Below are 13946 nucleotides of genomic sequence, written 5' to 3' on the forward strand. Positions count from 1 at the left end.
GCGGTAAAAGGCTACCTGAAAAATCGCCGCATCATTTTTCAGGTAGCCTTTTCCGCCACCGCCCGCTGCACGCCCCAAATAGAAGCCAACACCAACGCAAACCCCGCCAGCGATTTGCCGTCCATCCCCTGCCCCAAAAACAGCCAGCCCAACACAAAAGCACACACCGGGCTGAGCAATCCCAACGAAGATACGGCAGCAGGCGGTAGCCTCGCAATGCCGTCAAACCACAGTGCATAAGCCAACACCGCACCAAACAGGCAAAGATATAAATAACCGCCGATATTGGCAACAGTCAAATGTGGCAGCGGCGGCTCGGCAAGCAGGGCAACGGGCAGCAGAAACACGCCGCCAATCAGAAGCTGCCAGCCGGTAAACGCCAGCACGGGCAGCGACGTTTGGCGGTGTTTGGACAGATAAACGCCCAAAGCCATCGCCGCCGCGCCCGCCAGTGCCGCCGCAATTCCCGCCGCGTCATAGCGTGCCGTGGGCGACAAAACCAATAGTGCAATCCCCGCCACACCCGCCGCCGACCAAGCCCAAGCCGCTTTGGGCGGCATGGTTTTTCCAATCAGCCAGGTAAACACCAGCACCATCAGCGTCTGCGTGGAACTCAATACCGCCGCCAAACCGCCAGGCAGCCGGTACGCCGCCACAAACAGCATGGCTTGGAAAAAGCCGATATTCAAAAACCCGAGCAGCAAAACCGTCGCCCATTCCCCGCACTTGGGCATTTTCCTTGTCCACAAAAGCAGCAAAAGCCCCGCCGGCAACACGCGTATCAGCGCGGCGGTAAACGGGCGGTCGGGCGGCAGAAATTCGGTGGTAACCAGATAAGTGCTGCCCCAAATCAAGGGAGCGAGCGCGGTGGTGAGGATGGCGAGGGGGCGGCTTTGCATGGCGTTTTCCTGCGGTTTGGGCTTTCAGACGATCTTTCAAGCCGAACGTTGTCTGAAAAGTGCGGTCAAAATTTGGGGCTGACGTAGATTAGCCCTAAATTCCACACCATCTCCGCAGGATTTTAAGCTGCCGGGACGGTGTGCCGAAGTTAAACCGAAATTCGCATTCTTTCAAGAACAGCGGGAAAGATTTGCTATCGATTCCGTTGTATTTGCGTAAGACGCGTTTTGCCTGACTCCAGAAATTCTCAATGTCGTTGATGTGGTTTTGACGGTCTGCAAATTCCTTGGAATGGTTAATACGGTGATGGATAAAACCACTCACGTCCAACTTGTCGTAACTGCTCAGGCTGTCGGTATAAACAATGCTGTCCGGCATGATTTTCTTTTTGATGACAGGCAGTAACGTTTCAGACTTGGCGTTATAGGCAGTAACGATTTGCATGTAGAAAGAACTGAAGGTTAAATATCTTTTGCTGCTTTCAGGCAGCCTATCCTTCACACTTATCCATTCTGGTCGAGCTGCTTTGGCTTGCCAGCCTTCCCATTTGTACTGCGTGCCGAGGCGGCTGTATTCGTCGCCTACTCGTTCCGTCTGCGGATTGGTTGGATATAGCTCAGCCATCCATGCCTCAAACGCCTTGCGTTCTTCGATTCTTTCGGGTGTCATTGCACATCCTCCTCTTTCACGAATATGCCGTCTTTCATCACGCCGCGCCGGTCTTTGATTTCGTCATAGGCTTGGGCGATGCAGTCCTCAATTTTCAGGCCGTTCTGTGCCGCCAGGATAGTCAGCACGACTACGCAATCGCCGATGCTGTCAGCGATACGGCGGCGCGGGCGGCCACGGGAAATATCGGCGGCCAGTTCGCCGGTCTCTTCTACGAGCTTGGCCAGCTGTCGGAAACTGTCGCTGCCTGCGATAAGGTTGCGGGCTTCTGCCCATTCGCGGATTTGGGTAAATGTTTTCATGGTTGCTCCTTATGCAACGAATAAATCGCCCTGTTTGGATGCGTTGGCTAAATTCTGCACAGCTTGATTGAAATAGCTTTCTTTCAATTCCGCGCCGATAAACCTGCGCCCCATCTCTAAGGCTACAAAGCCTTCTGAACCAATGCCGACAAATGGGGATAGCACGATATCGCCGGGGTTTGTCCATAAGTCCACGCCCCTGCGGATTACGTCTAATTGCAGTGGGCAGATATGCCTTTCATCGTCATGCTCTCTTGCGCTGCGATATTGCAGCGTGTCAGATGGGTCAATGTCCATCCATATCGGGCTGGCGACTTTTTGCCATTTATCCACGGGGTATTGTTCTGGGTTGTGGATGACTTTATCGGTGATGTCGCCGGGGGGTGCGCATGGTAATCAGATAATCAGGGATGCCTTAGCGGCACATGCTGGCATTCGTGCGCACGGTTTTATGCAGCAGCCCGAGTGCTTTAGTGCGCTGCATGGCGGTAACGGGGTCTTTCCAGATGCCTTCGATGGCAAACAGTTGGCTAAGTTTCCCGTTTGGCTCGGTTTCGTAAATGTGTATGGCAGCAGCGGCAAGGCCGGCAACCATGCCCAGAATATCGCCCGCGCTGACGGGGTGTTGCTTTGCAATTAACTCTTGGCTTTTGCTCATTTCTAATCTTTCCGTTTATTCCCTGTCCGTTTGATGGCGGCTGGAAGGTGGTTTAAATTGCGGCGGCCGGCTTCGATGCGTTCGCTCATCTGTTGGTAAAATTTGTTCTGGCAGTCGGTAATGGCGGCGGTTTCGGTGATGGGGAATATATACTCAGCGTATATAACTACGCCGCGCTTGGTCTTTAATCCCTTCCACTCGTGCGCCTCTTTCGTGGAGGGGCTGGTGAGAATGCGGCGATGCTCTAGGCTGATAGTTACTTTCCCAGGGCGGGGTTTGTTGTAGCGGGTGATGACTTGCATTACTTCCCCTCCGGCTCATACACCACACCGCGCATAATCTGCACGTCGTCCATCTCTTGATATTGCCGCTCCAGTTCGGCGGCCTCTTGTGAGGCTTGGCGGTCTAGCTTGGCTACCCGTTCGGCGGCAGTCTCTGTTTGGACTGTTTGTAAATACTGGTCTTGGCTGTCTAGGGTGGGCATGGCGACAAAGGCCGCGCCCATAAAAATAGCCGCTATCCAAGCGGCGATATGGGTTTTCATTTTTAGGTCTCCATGAAAAAGCCGCCTCTTGTGAGACGGCTCAAAGCTATTATTTCTTAGATGTTAAGGACTACCTCTCTTCGCTGATCCATTTTTCAGCTAACCATTCAAATTCGCAGAATAACTTATCGTTATTATTGTTTAACTTACGCAATTCCATGATATATGGCTTGAGGGCATGCCAATCATTGATGACACTACTTCGGCTCATGCGCTTATATACAGCTTCATCAAAAATATTTTCTTTGATGCCAACACAAATAAACTCTATCGAGTTCAGAACATCAAGAACGACAATATTCTTGTTCTCGTGTTCCCCCTTCTCTGATATTTTGCACGCCAAAGCAGTAAAATTTTCTCCGTTGCGGCGCATATTGAGATATTTTTGCCGCTGTTCACGGTAATGCTGATTGCTATTATTGGAAATAAGGAGGGCTACCGTGGATTTTTGCTGATTTTGCCGTTTGGATAGTGTTACTTGTGCATACGCAAAAATGGCTAGATACACTGTTGCGATACATGTACCTAGCCCTGCTATTAAATTTAAAAAGCCCATTTAGACTTCCCAGCCCTCTGAGTAAATATGTTTCATTGCAAACTCCTTATTTTAAAGTTAAAAATATAAGTTGCTGCTTTCACCAACAACATACCCGTGAGATGTTTTGTAATTTTTGCTACTCCTGCTTTGGCTAATAATATACGTCATCGCTAAACTATTTTCAAGAATTGCCTATGTAAAGGTGCAGGCGCTCGGTAGTTAGAGGGGGATTACCCTTACAAGGAGTTCAGCCGCCGCCTGCTGCCGGTGTTTTGCCCCACCGCCGGTTGGGGGGATGCTCTCTCGCTGCCAGTTATTTTCAGGTAGCCCGCCGTTGGGCGGGCGTATCGTGTCAGGCGGCGCGTTGCCGCTCCCATCTCTCATCCTCGGCCTCATCCGCGAGTATGGCTTCGGCTCGTTTGAGCAGGATGCTGCGTATCTCGTTTTGGCTGTCTCGGCTGAGCTCGTTGATAATCTCGTCAAGCCGCGTTACTTCCAACAAGTCGGCGGCGCGTTGTACGATTGGAACGGCCTGCTCGAGGTCGCCGTCTATGCTGATGTTCATGCTACTCTCCTAATAATCTTGGTAATCGCGCTCGAAGCGGGCTTCATCTTCGCGCTCGCGCCGTACTGCTTCGGCTTCGCGCTCGAGGATTTCTTCGGCCATCTCCAGCACGATTCGCCTTACTTCGTCTTGGGCGGCGAGGCTGAGGCGGGGCATGATGTCGCTGAGGATGCTCTCCTCTGTCATCTCGTCTGCCTTGCTGCGCGGTAGTGGCCTTGCTGGCTGCCCCGTCAGCCACCTGTTCCGCCGCCGTGAGTTTGGTTTGCAGTTGCTGCAACTGCTTTTTTAATTCCGCCAACTCACCGGCGGGGACACCGCCACCCGATCCAGCTTTCTCTAACTTCTCTACCCGCTCTGCCAAAGCAGTAGCAGCATCCTTAATCTGCTTCAATTCTTCGGCGGATGCACCGCCGCCGGCTGTCTTTAACTTTTCCGCAACCTCGGTAAAGTTGTCGTTACATTTCTGAAACCCAACGCGAATACTGTCGCCGCCCGTCCCGTCGGGCAGGCTGCCTAAATTGACTTGTTCCATATTGTCTCCAATAAAAAAGACCCGTCAGGGTCTCAGTAGTGATGCGCCTATACCGGCAACCGGCACAAAATCCAGTTTTCCGGGACGTATTCCGGCGGGTTGTACACGTTGCTGTTGTGTTTGAGCGAAACGTATTTGTACACTTCCAGCCTGTCGTCGCTATGGCGGTAGCCGTGGTTGGCCCAGAACGGGAAAATATCCGCCAAATCTTCCTCGGTCGAATCTAGGACTTCATCAATCAATTCCAACCATCCCAGCCGGGCGCTGACTTCTTGCTGAATTTCTTTTTGCGCCTCCACATCCCAACCGCCCCAGGTTTCAAACTCACGCTGCGATTCCGCCTCATTGAACGCTTCGCGGTAACGCTGGCGGGCTTGCTGCCGTTTCATTGCTTCATCCGGTGAGTAGTCCGGGTTCGGTATCGTCATAGTCACCGGGTCGCGCTTGAATAGCACGTTGGCCACCCGCTGCAAATTCCATGTATTACGGAATACCCAGTCGCCTACTCGGTCTAAAACCGTCGGGCTGCCCAGCATCTCGTCCCGCGACATATTGTACTGCGGGGCGTAGTAATCCCACCCCATTGCCTTGTACGCATCCGACATCCGCGGCGAAACCGTCGGGTTCCACGGCGCACCGCGATAATCGTCGGGCACCCTTGGAGCATTCACGCGCAGCGGGGCGTTGGAGAAGGAACGTTCCAGCATACTGTGCGAGCCAGCACCGCCAACCGCATTCATCAACCCGCCGCCCGGCAGCTTGAACTGCCCGGCGCTGCCGTGGGCTAGCGGATTGCATACCTGCCGGTAATCATGACCGCCGGTAATGGTGTAGATGCAACCATTGGTACCGGGCACCCCTTTCACGGTGATGGCCTGCCCTTTGCGGGTCTCTTCGCTATTGGACAACAAGCGCAGATACGGGCGGGCGTTGTTGAACACCTCGTAGCGCAACGGTTTGTCGGGGTCTCCTTCAAATAATTCGGACAGTTGCCGGCGGTGTGTTGCATCACCCTCTTTGACCTGCCGCCTCAGCCGCCACAGGGTCGGCAGCGTGTGCGCCGGCATCGCCACATACTGCGCCCGGGGGATATTCCCCATTTCCAGCGGTGCGCCACGGTGGCTGTGCCCGAACATATCCGACCGCTCTTCCGAAGTTATCACGTACTTAATCGGCATCGGCTCATAACGGTAGGCTACCAAACCATAGGATGGCGGCGGCTCTACCGTGGAGCATTGGGCAAAGTATTCCCAAGGCACCCCGGCCAAATCGTAGAAATGCACCGTAAGCTCGGTATTGGCCGTCATTTCGACATACAGCCAGCCACCGACACAAGACACCAAACCAAACCCGTCTGTGGGCGAAGTGATATTGTTTTTATCTAAAATCGTGCTGCGGAAAGTCATGGTTACCGGTAGGCCGGTGGCCACCGGTCCAACTCCCACGCCCGAACGGAAGGCCGCCAACTGGTACTGCGGGAATTGCGGGTCATTCTGCCCATTCGGCGCGTGATTAAGCAGGTTGGCTAACTGTATATCCTGCCCGGAAAATACCGACCACACCAAACGCTCGGCCTTGTCGAACTTGTCGCCATCGTAGCCGCTGCCCCAGCCGTGGATTACTGCCGGCAATAAACCAGTAGTGCCCGGACCGGTAGCACCATATAGTGAGAACTCGTAGCGGTAGGTTTTCTCCGTCACTATATCTCCGCCAGATTCACGGAACGGGCGGCGGCTACGACCCGAATCACGCATAAAGTTGGCAATTCCCCGGGCACGGAGCGAATCTAAAGTTATGTTTAAACTGCGATCGCCCAATCCACCACAATGGTATAGACCCGTCCTTGTCGTTTCAGGATGCCGAATACCACTACCTTGCCTGCCGCACCGCGTCCCCGCCTGCCTTTGCGGCGTCCGCCGAAATAACTTTCGTCCAACTCGACCTGACCGGCGAAAATTTCATTGGCTGCCAATGCCAGATGATGGCTGATGACCATACGGATTTTACGGTAGAACAGGATAGCAGAGTTTGGCTGTATGCCCAAAATATCAGCAGCGGCACGGGTGGTAACTTCGAGCACAAAAAAGCGAAGCAGTTCTCTCAGGGGTTTTTTCTTTAATTTGCGGAGTGTTATCTTCATATTTTGAGAGTAACGTAACTGCTAATCTAGTACAGCCCTAAAATTTTTTAGGATATGTTAAAATACCCATTAATTTCCACTATCAAAACAAAATCTTATGGCAATCAAAAAAACACAGCTATACGCTTCCCTATGGGCAGGCTGCGACGAACTGCGTGGCGGGATGGACGCCGGCCAATATAAAGACTATGTACTGACCCTTCTGTTTCTCAAATACATTTCCGACAAACACAAAACCGGCACCGGCATGATAGACCTGCCTGCCGGCACGACCTTTGACGACATCGCCAAACTCAAAAACACCCCCGAAATCGGCGACAACATCAACAAAACCATCGCCAAAATCGCCGAAGCCAATGACTTGAAAGGCATCATTGACGTTGCCGACTTCAACGACGAGGACAAGCTCGGCAAAGGCAAGGACATGGTTGACCGCCTGAGCAACCTGGTCGGCATCTTTGAAAAACTCAACCTTTCCGCCAACCAAGCCGAAGACGATGATTTGCTGGGCGACGCCTACGAATACCTGATGCGCCACTTTGCCACCGAATCGGGCAAATCCAAAGGGCAGTTTTACACGCCTGCCGAAGTTTCCCGCATCATGGCGAAAATCATCGGCATAGACCCCGACAGTCCCGCCAGCACCACCGTTTACGATCCGACCTGCGGCTCCGGCTCGCTGCTGCTCAAAGCTGCCGCCCAAGCCCGCAACCAAATCAGCCTGTACGGGCAGGAAAAAGACGTATCCACCGCCTCCATTGCCCGCATGAACATGATTCTGCACCACAACGAAACCGCCGAAATCCATACCGGCAACACACTGGCAGAACCCTCATTTCTCGAACACGGCATGCTCAAAACCTTTGATTTTGCCGTTGCCAATCCACCCTTTTCCAGCAAAAACTGGACAAACGGGCTGCTCCCTTCAGACGACCGTTACAGCCGCTTCACCTACGGCATACCGCCCGAGAAAAACGGCGATTACGCCTTCCTGCTGCACCTGGTCAAAAGCCTGAAACCCACCGGCAAAGGCGCCATCATTCTGCCGCACGGCGTACTCTTTCGCGGCAATGCCGAAGCGCGCATCCGTGCCGAGCTGCTCAAACAAGGGCTGATAAAAGGCATCATCGGACTGCCTGCCAACCTCTTTTACGGCACGGGCATCCCCGCCTGCATCATCGTCATCGACAAAGCCCACGCCCAAACCGCACAAATTGCCGACAACGACCCGCAGCAAATCATCAGCGGCGGCAGCGTCTTCATGATTGACGCCTCACGCGGCTACATCAAAGACGGCAACAAAAACCGCCTGCGCGAGCAAGACATCCACAAAATCATCGACACCTTCACCCGACAGCTTGAAATCCCGCATTACAGCCGCCTGGTCCACCTCAGCGAAATCGCCGCCCAAGACTACAACCTCAACCTGCCGCGCTACATCGACAGCGGCGAACGCGAAGACATCCAGGACCTGGCGGCACACCTCTACGGCGGCATCCCCGCGCGCGACATAGACGCCCTTGAAGCCTACTGGACAGTATTGGGTCGTCTGAAAACCGAACTCTTTACCCGACAGGACGGACGCTTCATAGCCGCCCTGCTCGCAGAACACATCAAAGCCCACATTCTCGCCCACCCCGATTACGCCGCCTTCCAGACCGAAACCCTTGCCCACTTTACACGCTGGCAAACGGCAAACAAGCTGCACGCCATCGCCCGTGGCGACAGCCCCAAAACCCTGATACACCGCTGGGGCGAGAGCCTGCTTGCCTGCTTCAAAAACAGCCGCCTGCTCGAAAACTACGACATCTACCAAATCCTCATGGACTACTGGGCGGACACCCTGCAAGACGACGTGTACCTCATCGCCCAAGACGGCTGGCAGGCAGGAAAAAACCTCATAGAAATCACCAAAGAAAGCGCAGAAACCGCCAACCTCACCGTCGTCTTCGCCACCGACGGAACCGGCAAAAACGGCAAAACCAAAACAAAACGCACCACCCGCAAATACCGCAGCGAGCTGATTCCGCCCGAGCTGGTCGCCAAACGCTACTTTGCCGCCGAACTGGACGACATCGCCGACAAACAAACCCGACTGGACAACATCAGCCAGGAGCTGGAAAACCATATCGAAGAAAACAGCGGCGAAGACGGCATACTCGCCGCCGCCCTGGATGAAAAAGGCAAACTCACCGCCAAAAGCCTCAAAGCCGCCGCCAAAGCTGCCGTCGACAAAGACGAAAAAGCCATATTTGAGCGCACATCAGAGCTGATGGAACAGGAAAAAAACGCCAAAGACACGCTCAAAGCCGCCCAAGAAGCCCTGAACCTTGCCGTATTCGAACAGTTTGCCCGCCTTTCAGACGACCAAATCCAAACCCTGACCGTGGACGATAAATGGCTTGCCGACCTCAAAAACCGCATCAACAGCCTGCTGGAAAACACCATGCAGACCCTGATCAGCCGCCTGAACACCCTGGAAACCCGCTACCGCACCCCGCTGCCGACACTTGCCGCCGAAGTGGAAACATGGCAGGCAAAAGTTGACGCACATCTGAAAAACATGGGGGTTGGGCTGTGAACATGGAAAACCGGATAAAAACAGGCTACAAACAAAGCGAATTGGGGGAAATTCCGCAGGATTGGGAAGTAGTGGGATTGGGGGAGGTAGCAACGATTAAATCTGGTGGGACACCATCAACTAATCAGTCTGAATTTTGGAATGGCAATATTCTTTGGTGCACCCCAACAGACATAACATCTTTATCAGGAAAGTATTTATTTGATACAAATAGAAAAATTAGTGAATTAGGACTAAAATTTTCAGCCGCAGATTTATTGCCAGCAGGTACTATTTTAATGACTTCAAGAGCTACGATTGGAGAATGTGCAATCGCTGCCCAACCGATGACAACCAATCAAGGATTTAAGAATTTTATTTGTAAAGAAGGTATGAGCAATGAATTTCTATATTACTTGCTGGGTACGCAGAAAGATAAATTTATTGAATTGTGTAATGGCAGCACGTTTTTAGAAATAAGTACAACACAAGTTCGCAAATTCTTAATCATCATTCCCAAATCCACCGCCGAACAAACCGCCATCGCCACCGCCCTAAGCGATACCGATGCCCTGATAGGTCGTCTGAAAGACCTGATAGACAAAAAACAGGCAGTCAAAACCGCCGCCATGCAAACCCTGCTGACCGGCAAAACCCGCCTGCCTGCCTTCGCCAAACGCCCCGACGGCACACCCAAAACAACCGTCAAAACCGAATACGGAGACGTGCCGGAGGATTGGGGAGTGGTGGAATTGGGGGAAGTGGCATTTATTAAGACAGGTTCAAAAAACAACCAAGATCAAAAAGAAAACGGACAATATCCTTTTTTTGTTCGCTCGGCTACTGTAGAACAAATTGACACGTATTCATATGATTGCGAAGCAATTTTAATCCCTGGCGAAGGAAATATAGGGAGCATTTTTCATTATATAAATGGAAAATTTGACGCTCATCAACGTGTTTATGTTATTCGTGATTTTAATAATGTGATAGGCAAATTTGTGTATTTTGCGCTAAAACAAAAATTTGGTAAGCACGCAATGGAAAACACGGTAAAAGCAACGGTGGACTCGCTAAGACTACCAACTTTTCAAAAGTTTAAATTTGCAATCCCCAAATCAACCACCGAACAAACCGCTATCGCCCAACTGCTCAGCGATATGGACACTGAAATCGCCGCCCTGGAAAGTCGTCTGAAAAAAATACAGACCATCAAACAGGGCATGATGCAAAGCCTGCTGACCGGCAAAATCCGCCTGCCGTTTTAAGCAGCCCTTCATTCCCGCGCAGGCGGGAATCGAGTCTGTCGGGGCGCAGCTTTCAAAGGCTACCTGAAAACACAAAACCCCGGATTCCCGCGTTCACGGAAATGACGGAAAGAGATGCTGAAATTGCAGGCGGCAGATGATAAAAACAAACCGAAGAGAGAAAACACCATGACGATTGAAATCGGACAACCTGAAAGAAAAACGCAAAACCGCGTGGTCGAAATGTTTGTACGGCAGCTGGGCTACCGCAATTTGGGCAGCCTTCAGGGCTTGGACAATAAAAATATCCGCGAAGACGATTTGAAGGCGTGGCTGAAAAAACGCGGGGTTTCAGACGACCTCGTGCAGGGTGCGGTCAAATCTTTGCAGGGTTTGAACTATGTCGGCGGCGGCAGGCGGCTTTATGATGCGAACAGGGAAATTTACGGGCTGTTGCGTTATGGTGCGAAAGTCAAAACGGGTGCGGGGGAGCAGACGCAGACGGTGTGGCTTGTCGATTGGAAAAATCCGCTGAACAATGATTTTGCCATTGCCGAGGAGGTCAGCATCAAAGGGGCGCAATACGGCAAACGCCCCGATGTGGTGCTGTATATCAACGGTATTGCGGCGGCGGTGCTTGAACTTAAGCGTTCTTGTGTTTCGGTATCGGCAGGTATCCGCCAAAATATCACCAATCAGCAAAAGGAATTTTGCGAGCGTTTTTTTACTACCGTCCAGCTTGTGATGGCGGGCAATGATACCGAAGGGCTGCGTTACGGGACGGTCGAAACGCCGGAAAAGTATTATCTGCAGTGGAAAGAGGACGGCTCTGTATCTAAGGTCATCGGCGATTTGGATTTCGATTTGGGCTGTTTGTGCCGCAAAGACAGGTTGGTTGAGCTGATTCATGATTTTATGGTGTTTGATGCGGGTATCAAAAAAACCTGCCGCCCAAACCAGTATTTCGGCATCAAGGCCGCGCAAGCCAAATTGCAGGAGAATCGGGGCGGCATCGTCTGGCATACGCAGGGCAGCGGCAAAAGCCTGACAATGGTGTGGCTTGCCCAATGGATTTTGGAGCAAGGCGGCGGCAGCCGTGTGCTGGTGATTACCGACCGCAAGGAGTTGGACGAGCAGATTGAACGGGTGTTTAAAAATACGGGACACGCCATGTACCGCACAAAAAGCGGCAGGGATTTGGTCAATGTGTTGGACGGCAACGAAAAATCCTTGATTTGTTCGCTGGTGCATAAATTCGGCAGCAAAGAAGAGGATGAAAACGATAAGTCGGACGACCGCGAGCTGGAGCAGTATTTGAACGATATCCACTCGGCGAAAGGCGGTTTTTCGCCCAAGGGTAAAATTACGGTGTTTGTCGATGAATGCCACCGCACCCAGTCGGGCAAGCTGCATGAGGCGATGAAGGCTTTATTGCCCGATGCGGTATTTGTGGGCTTTACGGGTACGCCTTTGTTGAAAGCGGATAAGAAAAAATCGGTTGAGGTGTTCGGCGGATTTATCCATACCTATAAATTCGATGAGGCGGTAAAAGACGGGGTGGTGCTGGATTTGCTGTATGAAGCGCGCGACATCGAGCAGTCGCTGTCTTCCCCCAAACGGGTGGACGATTGGTTTGAAGCCAAAACGCGCGGCATGACCGATATTGCCAAAACGCAGCTCAAACAACGCTGGGGAACCATGCAGAAACTGCTGTCTTCCAAAAACCGCTTGGAAAAAATCGTGAATGATATTCTGCTGGATATGAACACCAAGCCCCGCCTTGCCGACGGCCGCGGCAATGCGATTTTGGTGTGCGCCAGCGTCTCTCAGGCGTGCCAATGTTATGAGCTGTTCAGTCAGGCAGGTTTGAAAGATAAAGTCGCTATTGTAACCAGCTTCAAGCCTGATGCTTCAGCGGCAAAAAATGCCCTGTCGGCAAATGTGCAGGACGAAGAGCTGTTCAAATATGAAACCTACCGCAAAATGATTGCCGATTATTATCGGCAGCCTGAAGACAAGGCGGGCAGCTTGGTAGAGCAGTTTGAAATCGATGTGAAAAAACGCTTTATCGAAGAGCCCGGACAAATGAAGCTTCTGATTGTGGTGGACAAGCTTCTGACGGGCTTTGATGCGCCCTCCGCTACCTATCTTTATATCGATAAAAAAATGGCAGACCACAATCTTTTTCAGGCTATCTGCCGTGTAAACCGCTTGGACGGCGAAGATAAAACCTACGGCTATATTATCGATTACCGCGATTTGTTCAAGTCTCTGGAAAAGGCATTTAAAGACTTTACCCAAGAGGCTTTCGGCGGATATGAAACCGAGGATGTGAACGGCTTGCTCCAAGACCGCCTGAGCATTGCCAAAGAAGATTTGGAAACGGCATGGGAAGCGGTGCAGATGTTGATTGAGCCTGTGCTTGCACCCAAAGACCTGACTGCATTTAAAGCCTATTTCTGCGGCAAAGACAGCAAGGAAAACCTGCAACCCGAGTATCAGGCAAAACGGCTGGCTTTTTACCGTGCAACGGCAAAATTAATCCGTGCATTCGCTGCAATCGCCAATGAGCTGCTTCAAGCGGGATATAGCGAACAAGAAGAAAAGGAATGGCGTGAAAGGGTGAAAACCATCACCGGATTGCGCGACGACATCAAAGTCGCCAGCGGCGATTATGTGGATTTGAAAACCGCTGATGCGGATATGCGTTATTTAATCAACCAATATGTGCGCGCTGAAGACAGCGAAAAGTTGAATACTTTTGAAAATGTAGGACTGCTGCAATTGCTGGTCGGCAAGGGCGGCGAAGCGGTTGAAGACTTGCCCGAATCTATCCGCTCCGATGAAAGCAGTATTGCAGAAACGATTGAAAATAATGTCAGAAAAAGAATTGTGGACGAAAATCCGACCAATCCGAAATACTTTGAAAAAATGTCGGTACTTCTGGATGAATTGATCGAGCAGCGTCGTCAGGAATCAATTGACTATAAAGAATATTTGGAAGAGATAGCCCGCCTTGCCGAGCAGGTTTCAAATCCGGTGCAAAGCAGTTACCCCAAAGAAATCGATACTTTCGGCAAACAGGCACTTTTTGACAATTTGAGCCAAGATACCGGTTGGGTGAAGCGTGTGCATGATACGGTTCAAAGTCGTAAACAGGACGGCTACCTCGCCAATAAGATGAAACAGAAACATTTGAAAACCTGCTTGGAGCCGCTGGCACAGGAAAAAGGGTTGGATGTTGAGAAAATGTTTGAATTAATCATTCAACAAGCAGAATACAGGGCTTAA

At 51.6% G+C, this 13946-nt stretch carries 14 protein-coding genes and 1 pseudogene; 3 read left to right on the plus strand and 12 right to left on the minus strand.

All coding sequences use genetic code 11. From position 1 onward, the window contains the following. Positions 1 to 38: 38 nt before the first annotated feature. The 12 genes and pseudogenes from LG371_RS06670 to LG371_RS06725 form a co-directional block, all read right to left on the minus strand. Complete coding sequence (locus LG371_RS06670) at positions 39 to 899, minus strand: EamA family transporter (RefSeq protein WP_067590465.1); 861 nt, start codon at positions 897 to 899, stop codon at positions 39 to 41. A gap of 94 nt (positions 900 to 993) precedes the next feature. Next, positions 994 to 1569 carry an IS1595 family transposase gene (locus LG371_RS12395; protein ID WP_370632666.1) on the minus strand — a complete coding sequence of 192 codons (576 nt, stop codon included), beginning with the start codon at positions 1567 to 1569 and terminating at the stop codon, positions 994 to 996. Then, positions 1566 to 1871 (minus strand): MazG-like family protein, encoded by a 306-nt coding sequence (locus tag LG371_RS06680; protein ID WP_225748093.1) that lies wholly within the window; start codon positions 1869 to 1871, stop codon positions 1566 to 1568. Before LG371_RS06680 ends, LG371_RS12395 begins: the two co-directional genes overlap by 4 nt. 9 nt (positions 1872 to 1880) lie before the next feature. Further along, complete coding sequence (locus LG371_RS06685; protein WP_225748094.1) at positions 1881 to 2204, minus strand: DNA methyltransferase; 324 nt, start codon at positions 2202 to 2204, stop codon at positions 1881 to 1883. An 82-nt stretch (positions 2205 to 2286) separates the two neighbouring features. Continuing rightward, complete coding sequence (locus tag LG371_RS06690; RefSeq protein ID WP_225748095.1) at positions 2287 to 2529, minus strand: hypothetical protein; 243 nt, start codon at positions 2527 to 2529, stop codon at positions 2287 to 2289. A gap of 2 nt (positions 2530 to 2531) precedes the next feature. After that, a complete protein-coding gene (locus LG371_RS06695) occupies positions 2532 to 2831 on the minus strand; it encodes a hypothetical protein (RefSeq protein ID WP_067589377.1) in 300 nt (99 codons plus the stop codon). Further along, the gene (locus LG371_RS06700; RefSeq protein ID WP_067589374.1) at positions 2831 to 3073 is read right to left on the minus strand and encodes a hypothetical protein; all 243 of its coding nucleotides are present in this window, start codon (positions 3071 to 3073) and stop codon (positions 2831 to 2833) included. The genes LG371_RS06695 and LG371_RS06700 overlap by 1 nt, the downstream gene beginning before the upstream one ends. Positions 3074 to 3143: 70 nt before the next feature. After that, complete coding sequence (locus LG371_RS06705; RefSeq protein ID WP_225748096.1) at positions 3144 to 3629, minus strand: DUF4760 domain-containing protein; 486 nt, start codon at positions 3627 to 3629, stop codon at positions 3144 to 3146. 334 nt (positions 3630 to 3963) lie between these two features. Then, a complete protein-coding gene (locus tag LG371_RS06710) occupies positions 3964 to 4176 on the minus strand; it encodes a hypothetical protein (protein WP_067589371.1) in 213 nt (70 codons plus the stop codon). A gap of 9 nt (positions 4177 to 4185) precedes the next feature. After that, positions 4186 to 4362, minus strand: coding sequence for a hypothetical protein (locus LG371_RS06715; protein ID WP_225748097.1), 177 nt, complete (start codon positions 4360 to 4362; stop codon positions 4186 to 4188). A gap of 393 nt (positions 4363 to 4755) precedes the next feature. After that, the gene (locus LG371_RS06720; RefSeq protein WP_225748098.1) at positions 4756 to 6408 is read right to left on the minus strand and encodes a hypothetical protein; all 1653 of its coding nucleotides are present in this window, start codon (positions 6406 to 6408) and stop codon (positions 4756 to 4758) included. A gap of 119 nt (positions 6409 to 6527) precedes the next feature. Next, positions 6528 to 6848 (minus strand): annotated as a pseudogene (locus tag LG371_RS06725) (transposase); the annotation flags it as partial. A 97-nt stretch (positions 6849 to 6945) separates the two neighbouring features. Here LG371_RS06725 and LG371_RS06730 point away from each other — a divergent pair. From LG371_RS06730 to LG371_RS06740, 3 genes are all read left to right on the plus strand, one after another. Next, positions 6946 to 9429 carry a class I SAM-dependent DNA methyltransferase gene (locus LG371_RS06730; RefSeq protein WP_225748099.1) on the plus strand — a complete coding sequence of 828 codons (2484 nt, stop codon included), beginning with the start codon at positions 6946 to 6948 and terminating at the stop codon, positions 9427 to 9429. 2 nt (positions 9430 to 9431) lie between these two features. Further along, on the plus strand, positions 9432 to 10676 hold the full coding sequence (locus LG371_RS06735) for a restriction endonuclease subunit S (RefSeq protein ID WP_225748100.1): 1245 nt from the start codon (positions 9432 to 9434) through the stop codon (positions 10674 to 10676). Positions 10677 to 10790: 114 nt separating this feature from the next. Continuing rightward, a complete protein-coding gene (locus LG371_RS06740; protein WP_225748101.1) occupies positions 10791 to 13946 on the plus strand; it encodes a type I restriction endonuclease subunit R in 3156 nt (1051 codons plus the stop codon).

It is taken from the genome of Eikenella sp. Marseille-P7795 (assembly GCF_916618725.1).
Lineage (GTDB): Bacteria > Pseudomonadota > Gammaproteobacteria > Burkholderiales > Neisseriaceae > Eikenella > Eikenella longinqua.

Excerpts from the sequence above, each read along its gene's own strand:
- LG371_RS06670 (WP_067590465.1), bottom strand. The coding sequence starts at position 899 with ATGCAAAGCCGCCCCCTCGCCATCCTCACCACCGCGCTCGCTCCCTTG.
- LG371_RS12395 (WP_370632666.1), bottom strand. The coding sequence starts at position 1,569 with ATGACACCCGAAAGAATCGAAGAACGCAAGGCGTTTGAGGCATGGATG.
- LG371_RS06680 (WP_225748093.1), bottom strand. The coding sequence starts at position 1,871 with ATGAAAACATTTACCCAAATCCGCGAATGGGCAGAAGCCCGCAACCTT.
- LG371_RS06690 (WP_225748095.1), bottom strand. The coding sequence starts at position 2,529 with ATGAGCAAAAGCCAAGAGTTAATTGCAAAGCAACACCCCGTCAGCGCG.
- LG371_RS06695 (WP_067589377.1), bottom strand. The coding sequence starts at position 2,831 with ATGCAAGTCATCACCCGCTACAACAAACCCCGCCCTGGGAAAGTAACT.
- LG371_RS06700 (WP_067589374.1), bottom strand. The coding sequence starts at position 3,073 with ATGAAAACCCATATCGCCGCTTGGATAGCGGCTATTTTTATGGGCGCG.
- LG371_RS06705 (WP_225748096.1), bottom strand. The coding sequence starts at position 3,629 with ATGGGCTTTTTAAATTTAATAGCAGGGCTAGGTACATGTATCGCAACA.
- LG371_RS06710 (WP_067589371.1), bottom strand. The coding sequence starts at position 4,176 with ATGAACATCAGCATAGACGGCGACCTCGAGCAGGCCGTTCCAATCGTA.
- LG371_RS06715 (WP_225748097.1), bottom strand. The coding sequence starts at position 4,362 with ATGACAGAGGAGAGCATCCTCAGCGACATCATGCCCCGCCTCAGCCTC.
- LG371_RS06730 (WP_225748099.1), top strand. The coding sequence starts at position 6,946 with ATGGCAATCAAAAAAACACAGCTATACGCTTCCCTATGGGCAGGCTGC.
- LG371_RS06735 (WP_225748100.1), top strand. The coding sequence starts at position 9,432 with ATGGAAAACCGGATAAAAACAGGCTACAAACAAAGCGAATTGGGGGAA.
- LG371_RS06740 (WP_225748101.1), top strand. The coding sequence starts at position 10,791 with ATGCTGAAATTGCAGGCGGCAGATGATAAAAACAAACCGAAGAGAGAA.